The sequence below is a fragment of the Streptomyces huiliensis genome (assembly GCF_020037025.1).
In the GTDB taxonomy this organism is placed as follows: Bacteria; Actinomycetota; Actinomycetes; order Streptomycetales; family Streptomycetaceae; genus Streptomyces; species Streptomyces huiliensis.
Genome location: NZ_JAIQLH010000061.1, coordinates 1 through 16223 on the forward strand (window position 1 = coordinate 1; position 16223 = coordinate 16223).

At 73.8% G+C, this 16223-nt stretch carries 11 protein-coding genes and 1 pseudogene; 5 read left to right on the forward strand and 7 right to left on the reverse strand.

Annotated features, from left to right (window positions below):
- Positions 1-910, forward strand: a 910-nt coding sequence (locus JNW98_RS13290) for a DUF8017 domain-containing protein (RefSeq protein ID WP_308015590.1), incomplete at its 5' end; no start/stop codon positions are given.
- 92 nt (positions 911-1002) lie between these two features.
- On the opposite strand, the gene JNW98_RS13295 is transcribed toward JNW98_RS13290, so the two are convergent.
- The 3 genes from JNW98_RS13295 to JNW98_RS13305 all read right to left on the reverse strand — a co-directional run bounded on the left by JNW98_RS13295 (position 1003) and on the right by JNW98_RS13305 (position 3769).
- Positions 1003-1197: a DUF397 domain-containing protein gene (locus tag JNW98_RS13295; RefSeq protein ID WP_223768386.1), complete on the reverse strand. Its 195-nt coding sequence runs from the start codon at positions 1195-1197 to the stop codon at positions 1003-1005.
- 198 nt (positions 1198-1395) lie between these two features.
- Positions 1396-2271 (reverse strand): helix-turn-helix domain-containing protein, encoded by an 876-nt coding sequence (locus JNW98_RS13300; RefSeq protein ID WP_223768387.1) that lies wholly within the window; start codon positions 2269-2271, stop codon positions 1396-1398.
- Positions 2272-2986: 715 nt separating this feature from the next.
- Positions 2987-3769, reverse strand: coding sequence for a GOLPH3/VPS74 family protein (locus JNW98_RS13305; RefSeq protein WP_223768388.1), 783 nt, complete (start codon positions 3767-3769; stop codon positions 2987-2989).
- Between the two features lie 367 nt (positions 3770-4136).
- Between JNW98_RS13305 and JNW98_RS13310 the strand changes: the two genes are divergently transcribed.
- The 4 genes and pseudogenes from JNW98_RS13310 to JNW98_RS13325 form a co-directional block, all read left to right on the forward strand.
- Positions 4137-6524 (forward strand): D-alanyl-D-alanine carboxypeptidase family protein, encoded by a 2388-nt coding sequence (locus JNW98_RS13310; RefSeq protein ID WP_223768389.1) that lies wholly within the window; start codon positions 4137-4139, stop codon positions 6522-6524.
- A 304-nt stretch (positions 6525-6828) separates the two neighbouring features.
- Positions 6829-8670 (forward strand): DUF8823 domain-containing protein, encoded by a 1842-nt coding sequence (locus JNW98_RS13315; RefSeq protein WP_223768390.1) that lies wholly within the window; start codon positions 6829-6831, stop codon positions 8668-8670.
- Positions 8671-8959: 289 nt separating this feature from the next.
- Entirely contained in the window at positions 8960-9505 is a 546-nt protein-coding gene (locus tag JNW98_RS13320) for a GVDTG sorting domain-containing protein (RefSeq protein WP_223768391.1), read from the forward strand.
- 136 nt (positions 9506-9641) lie between these two features.
- Positions 9642-10325: pseudogene (locus tag JNW98_RS13325) on the forward strand (class F sortase); the annotation flags it as partial.
- 324 nt (positions 10326-10649) lie between these two features.
- On the opposite strand, the gene JNW98_RS13330 reads toward JNW98_RS13325, so the two are convergent.
- From JNW98_RS13330 to JNW98_RS13345, 4 genes are all read right to left on the reverse strand, one after another.
- Positions 10650-11213, reverse strand: a complete 564-nt coding sequence (locus JNW98_RS13330; RefSeq protein ID WP_223768392.1) for a hypothetical protein — start codon at positions 11211-11213, stop codon at positions 10650-10652.
- Positions 11214-11240: 27 nt separating this feature from the next.
- Complete coding sequence (gene recQ / locus JNW98_RS13335) at positions 11241-13166, reverse strand: DNA helicase RecQ (RefSeq protein WP_223768393.1); 1926 nt, start codon at positions 13164-13166, stop codon at positions 11241-11243.
- A gap of 118 nt (positions 13167-13284) precedes the next feature.
- The gene (locus tag JNW98_RS13340; RefSeq protein WP_223768394.1) at positions 13285-15372 is read right to left on the reverse strand and encodes a restriction endonuclease; all 2088 of its coding nucleotides are present in this window, start codon (positions 15370-15372) and stop codon (positions 13285-13287) included.
- A gap of 121 nt (positions 15373-15493) precedes the next feature.
- Entirely contained in the window at positions 15494-16222 is a 729-nt protein-coding gene (locus JNW98_RS13345) for a VC0807 family protein (protein WP_223768395.1), read from the reverse strand.
- Position 16223: the final 1 nt, after the last annotated feature.

Genomic DNA, 16223 nt, shown 5'->3' on the forward strand with positions numbered 1-16223 from the left:
CGGCGGCGGGGGCGCCCCCGGCCCGTACGGTGCGGGCCCGGGCATGACGCCGATGCCCGCGCCCGCGCCCCCGCCGCCCCCGCGGCGCGGGAACAAGAAGGTGCTCGCCATCGTCGGCGGGGTCGTCGCCCTGGCGGTCATCGGCGGCGGCATCGCGTTCGCGCTCAAGGGCGGGTCCGGGGACGACGAGAAGAAGGAGGACGCCAAGGGGGCGTCCGCCGCGCCCAAGGACCCCGCCGGTCCGCAGGCGTCGGCCTCGGCGCCCGCGCCGGGCGGTCAGGGCGCGGACAAGCCGGCGGACGGCGGCTACAAGGCCCCGGCCGGCTGGCAGTCGCAGGTCTACGAGCGGCACGGCTTCGCCTACGACGTCCCCGGCAAGGGGGAGAAGTGGAAGCTCCTGCCCGGTGACACCATGATCTCGTACACCGACAAGGGCAAGCCGGTCGTCGCGATGACCGGCACCGCCAACTTCCGTGAGGGCGGCTGCTCGTCCAACCCCAACCCCGACACCTTCGGCGAGGCCGGCAAGGGCCAGCTCGCCACCGTCGGCACCACCGGCGGCGGCAAGGACGGCGACCTCCAGACCAACGCCCGCAACTGGGCGGGCAACTGGGGGGTCATGGCCTACGGCGGTGTGGGCGCGAACAAGCCGAAGATCGAGGTCAGCCAGGCCACGCCGTGGAAGAAGAACGGCATCGAGGGCTACACCGCCACGGCCAAGGTCAAGGTGACCCACCGGCCGAGCGCCTGTGTGCCGCCCACCGCGATCGTGAAGAGCATCGCGCAGAAGATGCCGGACGGCACCTTCCACGGCTGGGTGATCTACGCGGACCAGGGCGTCCCGGACGCGCTGTCCGAGGAGCAGATCGACAAGATCATGCAGACGGTCCGCCCGGCCGCCGCGCACTGACGCCGCGCGCCGACGCCGCGGCCGGGTTCCGCCGCCGGCGACGTGCCACCCGAGGGCCTCGGAGGGGTGTGGCCCTCGGGTGCGCCGCTACGTCACCGGCCGTCCGCGACGGTCTCCGTGAAGGCGCTCCAGGCCTCGGGGGTGAAGCCGAGCACCGGGCTCTTCGGGTCCTTCGAGTCGCGGACCGCGATGGCGCGGGGAAGGGGGGAGGCGACCTCCACGCAGTCGCCGTGCGCCAGCGAGTAGGAGGACTTCCGCCAGGTGGACTTGCCCTGCTGAATGGCCATGGTGTTGCTCCGTTGCCTGTGAGTACTGCCTGTGGTCAGAAACGCCGGTTTCCCGAGGTGGAATCGACGGTACGCGCCAACATCAGATGCTGAGCTGGCTGTTCACCCGACCGGATGGCATATTCCAGGCACCCCTTCCCCGGAGGTGGCGGCAGGTGTACCGTTCCGCCTCTCACGTGGCAGGGGATGCGGAAGCGGTCACGCGCGGGCGCCGTCGGCGGCCCGGTACTCCTCCGCGACGCGGAGCATGAACTGCCGCGAGTGCTCCGCGTTCAGTGCCTGCATCCGCAAATGCTCGTACATCACGCTGTACGCCTGGACGTCGTTCGGCTTCTCCAGGTAGAGGTCGCTGGTGATCCCCTCCAGGTACACCGTGCTCGCGTCCTGCGGGTCGTTGAACTCCAGGATGCAGAACTTCCCGTACATGCCGGGGTGTGCGCCCACGTCGTACGGCAGCACCTGCACGGTGATGTGCGGCTGGAGGCTGAACTCCACGAGGTGCTCGAGCTGTTCGCACATCACGGCGCGGCTGCCGACCACCCGGCGCAGCGCCGCCTCGTCGATGACGGCCCACAGGCGCAGCGGGTTGTCCGGGTCGCTGATGCGTTCCTGCCGCCGCATGCGCACCTGCACCCGGCGCTCGACCTCGGCCGCCGTGGCCTCCGGCCAGGAGCCCTCGGTGACGGCGCCGGCGTAGCCGGGCGTCTGGAGCAGGCCCGGGACGAGCGACGCTTCGTAGATGCGCAGCGAGGCCGCGTCCGTCTCCAGCCCGATGTAGACGCTGTACGGGATGTCGCCGAACGCGTGCCACCAGCCCTGCTGGCGCGACTCCTTGGCCATCTGCATCAGCGAATCGACGATGCGGTGGTCCTCGACCCCGTACACGCCGCAGAGATCGCGGACATCGCGCTGGCTGATGCTGCGGCGGCCGTTCTCCAGCCTGCTGATCTTCGATTGCGACACCAGCAGCCGCTCGGCGACCTCCTCCGCCGTCATCCCCTTGAGCTCACGGAGCTTGCGCAGCTCCTGCCCCAAGCGGCGCCGCCTTACGGTGGGATTGACACTGGACGCCACGGGACGCACCTCCGGCTCCGTCATGCTGCTGTCTCCTGCTCCCGCAGCCTGCCACCACCGGCCGGGGCGGCGCTGGAAAACGCCGACACAGGATCCGCTCGCGGTGACCGTGGTCACGGCGGCGACATCCCCGCCGGAAGCGCCCGGCGGTGCGCCCACTGGGCCCCGGGGTGCGCCGGGGCGGCCGGTCGCGCCGTAGGCCGCGATTCCGTTTCGGTCTTCCCCGTGGGGTACGGGAGGTTGTCGTCCCGTGGCCCCCGCGGTGCGCGGGTCCTTCCGGTTCCGCGGGGCGCGGCGCGGTGGCGTGTGCCGGCCCGGCCGACCTGGCCCGGCGGAACGGTTCGCCGGACGCCGGTCGTGCTCGCGGTGGCGCGGTCAGCACGCCGTCGTGCCCGTCACCTCACCGGGACCGCCGCGTACGCGACCGGAGTTGACCGCTCCGGCGCCGCGTCGGTGAAGTGCCGAAGCGGCGCCGGTGACGCGCCGGTGCCGCGCCGCCCGGTGACGCGCCGGTGCCGCGCCGCCCGGTGTGCGGCGGCGCGGCTCGGCTTCGTGGTGCGGTGGTTCCGCGACGGGTCCCGACGGGTCGCGACGATTTCCGACGGGTCCTGGCGATTTCCGGCGGGTCCGTCGTGAGCGTCGACGCCCGGCGTTCACCGTGCCGGGTGTCACCGGCGTACGCCGCGTCGCCCGTCCGGTGCTCGCTGCGGCGGCGTCAGGAGGCCGCCGCAGCGCGCGCCATCACCCCGCCGTGGTGCCCCGCTTGCTGAGGAACGGTTTCAGCAGGTGCGACGCCACTGCGGACGGCCGCCGTCCGACGGCCGGAGCCGCCGTTGCCGCCGCCGCTCACGGCCGCGGCCCGGCGCGGCTGCGCCGCGACGCCGTTCTGCACGTCCATCACGGCGTGCGCCACCAGCCCGCCCATGGGGTCGTGCCGGATGAGGTCCCGGAGCCTGGAGCGCGACGAGCGGCCCTCGTTGCCCGGATAGAGGTGCTTGCCCAGGCCGACCGCGTGGGCCAGGGCGGCGAGCGCCGCGGTCCGCGGGTCCGGCGGCACGCCGGTGCGGATCGCGCTGTCCAGCCGGGCCCTGATCTCCCGGCTGATGGCCGTGTCCGTCGCCTGGTACCGGGTGGTCGGCAGCACCCCGCACATCTGGCCGGCGACGGCGTGCACCATGCCGCACCGCTCCAGGTGGGTGAGGTACGTCTGACGCAGCCCCAGCCGGGGCCCGCCGATCCAGTGGACCGCGCGGACCGGACTGCCGCGGCGGCGCAGCAGTTCGAGCGCGGTGTCCAGGGTCGGATCTCCTGTCGGCCGTGGCATCACCACGGCGATACGATCCCCGTCAGGGGCTATCCGTCCGGCCAGAGCCAGCTCCACTAGCTGGGCTCCGGCGAGACCGAGGTCGAGCGACTGCGGCTGCGCCGTGGTCCCGGTGGCCGGGTCCAAGGCGAGCAGCAGAAGCTCCTCCGGAATTGTTCTGCGGCTCCTGCCCATCCATGCCTCCCCGCGTGGATGAGTGACAGGGTGACCCCTCTCACATTGGTCTGTCGAGAGTGCGTGGTGGCTTCGGGTGGGAACCGGTAGGTATGTCGTCTCGTCTTGCACATGGGTGAAGCCGGGGAAGCCGCCTGCCGGGTGGTCGCGCGGTGGCACGCCGACGGCAGAGCACACTGGTAGACGTTGAGAATGTCCGGAACGGCGGAGTGCGGGGCACTCCGCCCCGGCGTACGGCGTGGGAATCGAGGAGGCATCGGTGGCGGGCGAGTCCCCCGACAAGTCTGAGCAGGGGAAGCCGTCGGGGGAGGCGGCCGGCGCTGAGCGCGACCCGAGGCTCGGGATGCACAGGGAGTCCGGAGCGGCCGTGGCCGTGGCCGGAGGCACCGGTTCCCACCCGGACAAGAACGACGACGGCGAACGTGACGGTGACGCCGACGGCGGTGAGAACGGTGCCGGCGGTGAGGGCGGCCGGCGTGACGCCGACGCTCCGTCGGCTCCCGCCGCCGGGACCCCGTCCGTGAACGGCGCGAAGGCCGCGGCCTCCGCCGGGGCCGGAACCGCCGCTGACGCGGCATCCGAGGACGGCGCGAAAACCGATGCGGACGCAAAGCCCGCCGCCGCGGGAGCGGGCCGGGTCCCGCCCGGCGACGCCCGGCTGAAGGCCGCCGTCGCCGCCTGGGTGGCGAGCACGGACGACGACGGGGTCGAGGGCCCCGGGGACGGCCGCGAGGAGCGGAAGGCTTCCTCCGACTCCGACGCGGCGCCCGTCGACGAGCCGACGCAGCTCATCAAGGCCCCGACCCCGGCCCCGGCTCCCGCCGGCGAGCCGACGCAGGTCATCAAGGCCCCGGCCCCCGCCGGCGAGCCCGTCCGCGACACGGCCGCGAAGCCGAAGAGCGGTGCGGGGCGCGACGACGCGGACGCCCGGCCCGCGGACCGGCCGACCGCCGCCTTCGGCGTCGTCCGCCCGGACCGCGCGCCGTCTGCCGCCAAGGGGCGGGCGAAGCAGGAGGAGAAGGCTGCCGGACGTGACGGAGGGGAGCCGTCCGGTTCCTCGTCCGCCGACCAGCCGACCGCCCTCATCAAGGCGCCCGCCGTCCCGCCCGCGGCCCCCGCGGGTACGCCCGCCGCGGCTCCCCGGCCGGCCGGCGACCAGGGCAAGGCCAGCCGCTTCGTCCCGCTGAAGTCGGACGACGACGCGCCCGCGCTCGGCAAGAAGGCCGCTCCCGGCGCCCCCGCGGCCCCCGGTGCCGCCGCGGCACCCGCCTCCGCGCGTCCCGCGACGCCGGACCGGCCCGCCGTCCCCGTCAAGGTCACCGCCCCTGCCCCGGCCGCCCGCCCGGCGCCCGCCCCGGCGGGCCCCGGCGGTTCCGAGCGCACCACGCAGACGCCGATGCCCGTCGGCCCGGACGGGGAGAAGCAGGCGCCGCTCGACCTGCTGGCCCAGCTGACCAACACCCCGCCGCCGCCGGAGACGCCGGCGCGGACGGCCATGCGCCGGGTGAAGATCTGGACGCCCATAGTGGTGCTCCTGCTGATCGTCTTCTGCGTGGTCCAGGCGTTCCGCCCGCTGCCGGACGCGTCCCTGGTGCGCGGCAAGCAGGCCGCCTACACCTTCGGCGGCGAGAAGTTCGACATGAAGTGGCCCACCGAGGGCCAGTCCGCCGCCAAGGTGCTCGGCGTCGGCGACCTCGGTACCTACGGGCCGCAGAAGCCGGTGCCGACGGCGAGCATGGCCAAGGTCATGACGGCCTACATCGTGCTGCGCGACCACCCGCTGAAGATGCGCAAGAGCGGCGGGCAGGACGTGCCCGAGCAGGGCCCGTCCGTCACCATCGACGCGCGGGCGGAGAAGGAGGGCGAGGCCAAGGACGAGTCGGCGATCCGCGGCCTGAAGGCCGGGCAGACCTTCTCGGAGTACGACATGCTCCAGATGCTGCTGATCCCGTCCGGCAACAACGTCGCCCGGCTGCTCGCGCGCTGGGACGCCGGCTCGGAGGAGGCGTTCCTCAAGAAGATGAACGACACCGCCAAGCAGCTCGGCATGAAGAACACCACGTACACCGACCCCAGCGGCCTCAACAAGACCACCGTGAGCACGGCCGTCGACCAGGTGCTGCTCGCCGAGCAGGTCATCAGGAACCCGATCGTCCGGTCCATCACCACCAAGCCCAACACCCCGATCAAGGGTCTCGACAAGGGCATCAACAGCAACATCGACGACCTGCTGATCAAGCACACCGGTGTGCTGGGCATCAAGACCGGCTCGTCCTCCCCGGCCGGCGGCACCCTGATGTGGGCGGCCCGCAAGCGGCTGAACGGCGAGGAGGTGCTGATCGTCGGCGCCACCATGGACCAGCACTTCAAGGGCGGTCCCGACGTCAACGCCGAGATGAGCCTCAAGATGGTCAAGCGCGTCAGCTACGAGCAGCTGACCGCCGTGCAGAACGCCCTCCAGCAGGCCGTCGTGGTCAAGAAGGGCCAGGTCGTGGGCTACGTCGACGACCAGCTCGGCGGGAAGACGCCGGTCGTCGCGACCAAGGACGTCAAGGGCTACGGCTGGGGCGGCCTGCGGGCGAAGATGTCCCTGGACAAGAAGAAGGGCGCGGTGCTGCCGCACTCGGCCAAGGCGGGCACGGTCGTCGGCGAGCTCGTCGTCGGCAGTGGGGCCGACGCGGTGCGGGTCCCGGTGGCGCTGCAGAAGGCGCTGAGCGAGCCGTCCTTCGGCTCGAAGCTGCTCCGCCTCGGCTGACCCGGCTCGGATGCCTCGACTGATCCGGCTCGGATGAGCGGTGATCTCCGGCTCCCGGCCCGTACGCCTCGTACGGGCCGGGAGCCGTTCTACGGGCCGGGAGCCGTTGTGCGGCCTGGCCTCCGCGGCCCGGGGCCGCTTCGTGATCCAGGGGCCGGTGCCCCGCCCGTGCTAGCGTCGCGCGGGGTCCGCGCAGGTCGCGGACCCGTCGCGTGCGGGGCCTGATCGCGCACCCGGGGGAACCGGGACGGTCGGGGCATGCGGGAAGATGGGGGGAGACTCGGGGAGGACGGGGAGAGCCGCAGTGAGCACCGTGGGCCCGGCGCGGGCCGGGAAAACCGAAGAGCAGGGCAGGGCAGGCGCCGCACCGGCAGGGACGGACGCCGCTCCGGCACGCCCCGGCGCGTGGCCGCGGGCCCGCGCGGCGCTCACCGGCACCGTGCCGGTCACCCTGTTCGTGGCCGCGGTGCTGCACGTGGTGTGGCGGTTCGTCTTCGCCAACAGCGGCGGCGACCTCGCGGCGCAGGACGCCTGGGCCGAGTTCGCGCTCCAGCACCCGACCTCCGCGTACAACCTCGCCTGGTACGGCGGCATGCACCCCGTCTCGTACAGCGTGATCTCGCCGTACCTGATGGCGCAGCTCGGCGTGCGGCCCACGATGATGATCGCGGGGACCGTCGCGTCCGGGCTGATCGCGCTGCTGCTGGTGCGCAGCAAGGCCGTCCGGCAGCCGTTGTGGCCGTCGCTGTACGGCGCCTTCGCGCTGATCTGCAACGCCATCTCGGGGCGGGTGACCTTCGCGCTGGGCTCCATGTTCGGCCTGGCGGCGGTGGCCGTGATATTCGCCTGGCCGACCCACTGGCGCGTCGAGCGCCGGTACCGCTGGTCGCGGGCGCTGCTCGCCGCCCTGATGGCGGGCCTGGCGACGGCGTCCAGCCCGGTGGCGGGCCTCTTCGTGGGCATAGTGGCCGCCGCGCTGTGGCTGAGCAGACGCCGGGCTGCCTCCTACTCGCTGGGCCTGGCGCCGGCCGTGGTGGTGGGCCTGTCGGCGTGGCTCTTCCCGTTCTCCGGGCAGCAGCCGATGGACGTCCCGTCGACGGTCCTGCCGCTGCTGTCGGGCGTCTTCGCGCTGGTCTTCGCTCCGCGTGCCTGGCGGACCGTCCGGATGACGGCCGGGCTGTACGTGCTCGGCGTGATACTGGTGTGGCTGATCCCCTCCCAGATCGGCAGCAACATCGCCCGGCTCGGCATGATCTTCGGCGGTGTGGTGCTGCTCGCCGCCCTGCAGGAGGCCGAGGTGCCCCCGCGGGCGGAGTGGCTGCGCAAGGGCCGGATGTGGACCGCGACCGTCCTCGCGCTCGTCACGGTGACCGTCTGGCAGGTGGTGAACTCCACCGCCGACATCATCAACACCACCCCCGCCGCCTCCTGGGCGCGCGAGATGGCGCCCCTCGTGGACCGGCTGCAGAAGCTCGACGCCGGGCGCGGCCGGGTCGAGGTCGTCCCGGCCCGCAGCCACCGCGAGGCGTCCGCCCTCGCCCCGTACGTCAACCTCGCGCGGGGCTGGAACCGGCAGGCCGACATGAAGCGGAATCCCGTCTTCTACAAGGAGGGCCTGCTCGACCCGCAGAGCTACCGCACCTGGCTCGACCGCTGGGCCGTGCACTACGTCGTCCTGCCGATCGGCGAGCCCGACCACGCCGCCGTGAAGGAGGCCGAACTCGTCGGCAAGGGTCAGCCCTACCTCGACGAGGTGTGGTCCGACGCCAACTGGCGGCTCTTCGCGGTCAAGAACCCGACGCCGCTGGCCGCGCCCCCCGCGGAGGTGCTGCGCGCGGACGCCGGCGAGCTGTCCCTCACCGTCCGGACGCCCGGTCCCGTCCTCATCCGCATCCCCTACACGCCCTGGCTCGGCCTGGTGGACGAGTCCGGCAAGCCCGTCGACGCCCCGAAGCCCGGCCCCGACGGCGGGCCGCCGGTGAACGAGCGCGGCTGCCTCACGAAGAAGGTCGAGCAGCCGCCGGGCGAGGACGACCCCGAGGACGACTGGACGGTGCTGCACGCGCCGCACCCCGGTACGTACCGCATCGGCGCGCCGTACAAGCTGCCGCGCGGGACGGGCTGCCCGGACGACATGGCGCCGTAGCGGCCGCGTCGTCCGTACCGCCGGGCTTGGGCGTCCGCCGTGCCGGTGGCGTGCGGGGGTGCGTGCCGTGCCGGTGGCGTGCGGGGGCGCGTGCCGCGCCGCCGGCGTGCCCCGTACGGCGGACGCCCGTCACCCTTTCGTCCGCACGCGCCGCCGGCCGCCGGAGATCACCCGTTCGTCGTCGCGCGGCGTGCGGCACCGGCCACGGACCGTTTCGCTCGGAAGTGCGCGGAACCTCCCACCTGCTGCGGCACATCGGTGTGCCGCGTCCGCGCACGGAGGAACGAGCATGCGTACTGCACGAGTGCTGGCCGGAGCCGTCCTGACCATAGCCGTCGCCGGGCTGTCCGGCGCCCCCGCCTTCGCCGGGGACTTCGACAAGCTGGAGATCGAGCCGGGCACCGCGTCCCCGGGCGCGACGGTCACGGTGAGCACGCTCGCCTGCGGCAAGCACGGCGTCGGCTCCGGTGACGCGAGCGCCGTCGGCGGCCCTTCGGCGTTCGAGCTCAAGCCCGGCACCCACAAGGAACTGGTGGTCGGCCAGTTCGACGTGCCGGGGGCGGCCAAGGCCGGCACCTACGGCATCGGCGTGAAGTGCAAGAACGGCAAGGAAGCCACCGGCGACCTGGTCGTCACCACCGGCTCGCCGTCCTCCGCCCCCGCCAAGCCCGGCAAGCCGGCCGGCACGCCGAAGGGCGGCATGCAGACCGGCGCCGGCGGCACCAGCGAGGGCTCGGGCACGGCCGAGATCATCGCGGGCGCGTCCGTGCTGGGCGCCGCCGCGGTGGGCGGGACCTGGTTCCTGCGCCGCCGGGCGGGCTCCGACCGGGCCTGAGGGCCCGTTCCGCCCGCCGGTCCCCGGCCCCGGCCCCGACGCGGGCCGGGGACCGGCGGGAAGGCCGGGGGCGGGGGGACGTGGGGGAGGCGGGGGGACCGCCGTACACCCGCCGGTGGAGGACGGTGACACCTCGATGCTCCGGACGACGCGCACCGCGCTCGCCGCGCTCACGACATGGCTCGGCACGCGCCCCCTCGCCGCCGCCGTACTCGTCGCGGCCGGCCTGTTCTCCGGCTGCTGGCTGATAGACAGCGGCTCCCGGGCGGCCGCCCCGCCGCCGCAGCCCTCCCGCGCCGAGGCGTTCGCCGCCGGTGGCGGGGGCGCCCTGGCCCCGCACCGCCGCGACCCGCTGATCCGGCCGCTGCCGCCGGTCACCCCGGTGCGGGTGCGCATTCCCGAGATCAAGGTCGACGCCCCGCTGCGCGGGCTCCGGCTGCTGCCGGACGGCAGCCTCGCCAGCCCACCGCGCGACGACCGTAACCTCGCCGGCTGGTACGAGGCGGGCACCGCGCCCGGTGCCATCGGCACCGCCGTCGTCGCCGGCCACGTGGACACGCCCACCGGGCCGGCCGTCTTCTACAGCCTCGGCGCGCTCAAGAAGAAGGACATCGTCGAGATCGTCCGCGCCGACGGCCGGACGGCGGTCTTCACCATCGACGCGATCGAGGTGTACGACCGGGGGGACTTCCCGTCCCGGAAGGTGTACGGGGCTTCGGGGCGGGCCGAGTTGCGGGTGATCACGTGTGGGGGCGGGTTCTCGGAGGAGCGCCACGCGTACCTGGGGAACGTGGTGGTGTACGCCCACCTCGCGAAGGTCGTCGAACCGGCCGGCGTGCGGGGGCGTGCGGGGGCGGGTCCCTCCCCGGCGCGGCCGTCGCCATCCCCCTCGTCTTCTCCCTCTCCCTCGCGGGTGGCCGGGCCTTCGAAGAAGCAGGCCGGGCCGTCGCGGCGGCCGTCTCCTGCTCCCTCGGCGAATGCTCCCTCGGCGAATGCTCCCTCGGCGACGCCGAAGTCCGGTGGCCGCCGGGCGGCCGGGGCCACCAAGCCGCCCTCGGCTGCCGCGTCACCGTCCGCCTCCGGCTCCGCGCGGGTGAAGTCCCGGACGCACGGCTCCCGTTGACGGTACGGGCGCGGGGCCGGGTCAGTCCTGCCGCTCCCGTTCCCGTTCCCGTCGGAACTCCACCTCGTCCGCCGTCACCGGGGCCCGGACGGCGTACACGTCGCCGACCCGCAGACCGCCCGGGGTGCGGTACTCCTCGCGCATACCGATGACGGAGATCCCCACCTCCGAAGCCGGCTGCCAAAAGGTGCGGTAGTACGGCGCGTTGGCCGGGTCCTCCGGTATCTCCACCAACGGCACCCCGCGCCGCTCCAGCAGGCGGCGGAGCTTGGCGAAGCGGAGCCGAGGGGTGAAGCGCCCGTACCGCTCCTGAAGCGCTGGCTCCAGGAACTCCCGCCTCCGGCGGGCCAGTCGGTGCACGTGCAGGGTGAAGTGATGGCCCTCCCAGGGGGACGCGGCCGACTCGCGGATCCAGTGGAACTCGGCCAGGCCGTGGTCCCGGCACAGGCCGTACGCGTGGGCGTTGTCACCGAAGTCCGGGCCGAGGACCTCGGCGACGCGCTCGGGGGAGTCCGCCGGGCGCAGCCCGAGCACGGTGCCGGTGGTGACGACGTCCACGTAGAACGCCAGGGAGTGCGGAGTCACTTGGCTGCCCTCGAAATGTCCGGAGCGTCAGTCCGTCACCGTCATCGCCGTCTCCTCCTCGTCCCCTTCCGGCGCGCCCAGCCCCTTGAGTACCTCCAGGATCAGGTCTCCGTATTTCACCAGCTTGTTCTCGCCCACGCCGTTCACCGCCGCCAGGCCGTCCAGCGAGTCCGGCCGGGCCGTCGCGATCTCGCGCAGGGTCGCGTCGTGGAAGATCACGTACGCGGGGACGCCCTGCTCCTTCGCCGTGGCGGCGCGCCAGGCGCGGAGCTCCTCGAAGACCGGCACCGCGGCCGCCGGCAGGTCGGCCGCCGCCGCGCGGCTCCCCGACCGGCCGCCGCCACCGCCGGACGCGGACTTCGTCCGGGCCGCCTTCCGCTCCGGCTCGCGCCGCAGCAGCACCTGGCGCCGGCCGCCCAGCACGTCCCCGCTGGCGTCGGTGAGGACGAGCGTGCCGTACTCGCCCTCCACCGCGAGCAGCCCCTCGGCCAGCAACTGCCGCACCACGCCCCGCCATTCGACGGCGGAGAGCTCGGTGCCGATGCCGAAGACGGTGAGCTGGTCGTGGTCGAACTGGATGACCTTGGCGGTGCGCTTGCCGAGCAGGATGTCGATGATCTGGCCGGCGCCGAACTTCTGGCGGCGCTCGCGGGCCAGCCGGAAGACCGCCGACAGGAACTTCTGGGCGGCGATCGTGCCGTCCCAGGTGACGGGCGGCGTCAGGCAGGTGTCGCAGTTGCCGCACGGCTCGCCGTGCTGGCCGAAGTAGGCCAGCAGCCGGACCCGGCGGCACTCCACCGTCTCGCACAGGGCGAGCATCGCCTCCAGGTGGGCGGCCAGGCGGCGGCGGTGCGCCTCGTCGCCCTCCGAGCCGTCGATCATCTTCCGCTGCTGGACGACGTCCTGGAGGCCGTACGCCAGCCAGGCCGTGGACGGCAGGCCGTCGCGCCCGGCGCGGCCGGTCTCCTGGTAGTAGCCCTCGACGGACTTCGGCAGGTCCAGGTGGGCCACGAACCGGACGTCCGGCTTGTCGATGCCCATGCCGAAGGCGATCGTGGCGACCATCACCAGGCCGTCCTCCCGCAGGAAGCGCGCCTGGTTGGCGGCGCGCACCCGCGCGTCCAGCCCCGCGTGGTACGGCAGCGCCTCGACGCCCTCCCGCACCAGGAACGCGGCCGTGTCCTCCACGCTCTTGCGGGAGAGGCAGTAGACGACGCCCGCGTCGCCCGCGTGCTCGCCGCGGATCAGGTCCAGGAGCTGGCGGCGCGGCTCGTTCTTCTGGGCGATGCGGTACTGGATGTTGGGCCGGTCGAAGCTGGCCACGAAGTGACGGGCGTCACCCAGCTGGAGCCGCGCCGCGATCTCCCGGCGGGTGGCGTCCGTCGCGGTCGCGGTCAGCGCGATGCGCGGCACGTCGGGCCAGCGCTCGTGCAGCGCGGACAGGGCCAGGTAGTCCGGCCGGAAGTCGTGGCCCCACTGGGCCACGCAGTGCGCCTCGTCGATCGCGAAGACCGAGACCTTGCCGCGGTCCAGCAGGCTCATCGTCGATTCGAGGCGCAGCCGCTCGGGTGCCAGGTAGAGCACGTCCAGCTCGCCCGCGAGGAACTCGGCCTCGACCATGCGGCGCTCGTCGAGGTCCTGCGTCGAGTTCAGGAAGCCCGCGCGGACGCCCAGGGCGCGCAGCGCGTCCACCTGGTCCTGCATCAGGGCGATCAGGGGCGAGACGACCACCCCGACACCCGGTCTGACCAGGGCCGGGATCTGGTAGCAGAGCGACTTGCCGCCACCCGTGGGCATCAGGACGAGCGCGTCGCCGCCCGCGACGACATGCTCGATGATCTCTTCCTGCGCCCCGCGGAACGCGTCGTAACCGAAGACGCGGCGCAGCACGCCGAGCGCCTCGCTCGACGCTTCGGGCTCACGGGTCGCGGTGGTCTCGGTGGGGTCGGCCATTCGGGCAGTCTACGAGGAACGGCGCGGCCGAGCGGGTGATCAAGGAAGCCTGTGGACGACGGGCGGCTTGTGGACAACTCCGTCACTCCTCGGTGTAGCGACAGGCGACGCTCGCCCCCTACGCCACTTCGATGCCGTACTCCTGTACCAGAGCCTCCAGACCCCCGGGATACCCCTTGCCCCCCACCACGAAGTCCCAGTTCCCGCCCGACCGCTTCCGGAACGATCCCAGCACCAGCGCCGTCTCGCCCGGCCGGCCGTCCGAGACCTCCAGCTGCCCGAGCTCCGCCCCCGCCGCGTCCGAGAGCCGTATCCGGGCGTCCGTGAAGCGGGAGAGGTCGGCCTCCGGGTTGATCTCGGGGTCTATGGCCGCCGCCAGCACCAGCCGGTCCGCCGGCTCGGGCAGCGCGTCGAACGCGACCCGCAGCGCCGCCTTGTCCCCGGGCAGCGGGTCGACCGACCGCACGGTGCCGTCGGGGGTGCGGGGGTTGTTGTAGAAGACGAAGTGCTCCTCGCTGAGCACGCGGGAGCCCCGGCAGACCAGGGCGCAGACGTCCAGGGCCACGCCGCCGGACCAGGACATGCCCAGCACGTTGTGGTCGGCCGGCTCCGCGGGGTCCGCTGCGGGCCCGGCCGTACGGGACGCCGCCGTGCCACCGCCCGTACCGCCCGTACCTCCCGCCCCGTCCGCCGGTCCCAGCCGCCCCCGCAGCCCGTGCTGCGCCAGCAGCCCCACCAGCTCCTCGCCGTTCACCAGCGTCAGCGGCTTGCCGTTGGCGAACGCGTACGAGCCGGGGCCGAACCGGGACGTCGTCACCAGGACGCCCTTGTTGGCCCCCGCCCCCTGTACCGTCCCGAACAGATCCCGGACGGCCGTAGGGGGCACCGTCTTCCGGTACCGCTTCACCTGGACGATGATCCGGCCGCCGCTGATCGGGTCCGGGTCCAGCGCCTCGACGTCCACCCCGCCGTCGTTCGACCGGGTCGTCATCACCGCCCGCATCCCGCGCGCCCGGAACAACTCCGCGACCAGCGCCTCGAACTCCACCGGGTCCATCTCGAACAGGTCCGGGTCGCCGTCGTCCCCGCCGCCGTGCGACACCACGCCCCGGCCCACCTCGGCCGGCGTCCGTTCCGGGCGGACGGCCGTGCGCTGGTCGGGCCGCGCCGACAGCCGGCCGCCCAGCCCGTCCACCAGGCAGTCCGGCGCGCTCACCTGCTCCAGGTGCAGCCGCTCGAACGCCGCCCGGTCCACCGTGACCGCCGCCAGCACCAGCCGCGCCCGCCGGCCCGTCGCCGGGTCGTGGTCGTCGACGAAACCGTTGAGGACGACGGACTCCAGCGTCCGGAACTCGTCCGCCGCGAACAGCTCCCGCACCGCCAGCAGCACGCACTGCGCCACCACGTCCCGGTACAGCGCCCGGCGCTGCGTCGCCGGCCGGGCCGTCTCCTTCTCCTGGTCGGCGGTCGGCATGTAGCGCACCGACTTCACCTCGGGCACCACGTCGAACCCCGGCAGCTCCCACTCCAGCACCAGCTGCCGCGCCCCCGGGTCGTAGGCGGCGGACACCTGGTGCGGGAACTCCTCCGGCCAGCCGGCCGACGCGTACAGCGCCGCCGAGAAGTACTCCACCACCGCGTCCGGATCACCCGCCCGCAGCGCCGCCACCAGCTCCGCGACACCCGCGTTGTGCTGCCGGACCTGCGCCAGCCGGGCCGCCGCCCACTGGTCGTACTGCTGCCGGTACGCGGCCAGCTGCCGCTGCCGCAGCGCCTCCGCCTCCTGCGCCGCCCGGAGGTCCCGGTCGTACTGCGCCCGCCGCCCGAACCCGTACAGCGCCGGGTCCGGCAGCGGCGCCGGCACCCCCAGGTGGCCCGGATTGAAGGGCTCCAGCGCCTCCGGCTCCGTCAGCCGCGCCGCCGAGAACGCCGGTGCCGCGCACCCCGTGCGCAGCAGCCCCTCCAGCTCCGCGACCCGCGCCTCCAGCTCCTCCGTCCGGCGCCGCGCCTCCGCCTCCCGCGCCTGCCGGTAGGCCGTCCGCCGCTCCCGGTCCAGCCGCGCCGCCTCCCGCTCGGCCGCCCGCTGGGTCCGCTCCCGTTCCCGCTGCTCCCGCACCTCGGCCTGGTGCCGGAGCTCCTGCTGCCGGTTCTGCGCGCGCTGGGCCTCCGCCCAGATGCCTATCAGTCCGTTGGAGCGACGAGTCATGGCGGATCCAGCCCTCCCCCCGAGACCGATCCGTCCCGGAACCGCGATACGTACTGGCTCCATGACCAGCGGTGACCCGTCAACTCTAGTCGCGGCGCGGGAGCGGGGGACTGGCGGTCCGTCAGGCCGCCGCGGCCGCTTCGAGCTCCGCCGCCTCGGCGTCCAGGAGCTTCTCCAGCGGGCCCACGCCGACCGCGCCGCCCACCACGATGCCCACCGCGATGGCGGCCAGCAGCATGGCCGTGGAACCCCAGGACGCCATCACGTCGACGGGCAGCGTGTAGGCGCCGATCACGCGGGCCGCGCACTCGGTGAGCAGGGCGACGCCCCAGACGGCGCTGTACCGGCGCTCCAGGCTCCGGAAGCGGGCGTTCCCCGCCGTCAGCCGCTCCCACGCGGCGGCCTTGGCCCAGCTGCCCTTGACCAGCATGGGCTTGAGCCCGGCCGTCATCAGGGGCGTGCCCCGGACGGCGGACCAGAGGATGGCGCCGCCGATGAAGCTGCTGATGACGGAGTCCTTGGCGATCATCAGCCGGGCGTCGCCGGTGGCGAAACTCAGCACCATGGAGAGGACGTTGACCAGCAGCATCACGCCGGCCAGCCCGTTCACCGTCCGCTCGCGCACCACGCCGACGACGGTGCGGACGGCCGGCACCACGCTGCTGAGGGCCAGGGAGAGGACGAGGCCGAGCCCGAAGCCCTCGTGCAGCAGGTAGTAGCTGCCCAGCGGCACCGCCACGTCCAGCAGCAGTGGCTTGAACGCGGTGAGGAGCGGGTGCTCCTCGTGCGCCGGCGCCGCGGGGGCGGTGGCGGCGGTGGCGGGGGTGGCCTGGGCCGTTGCCTGCGACATT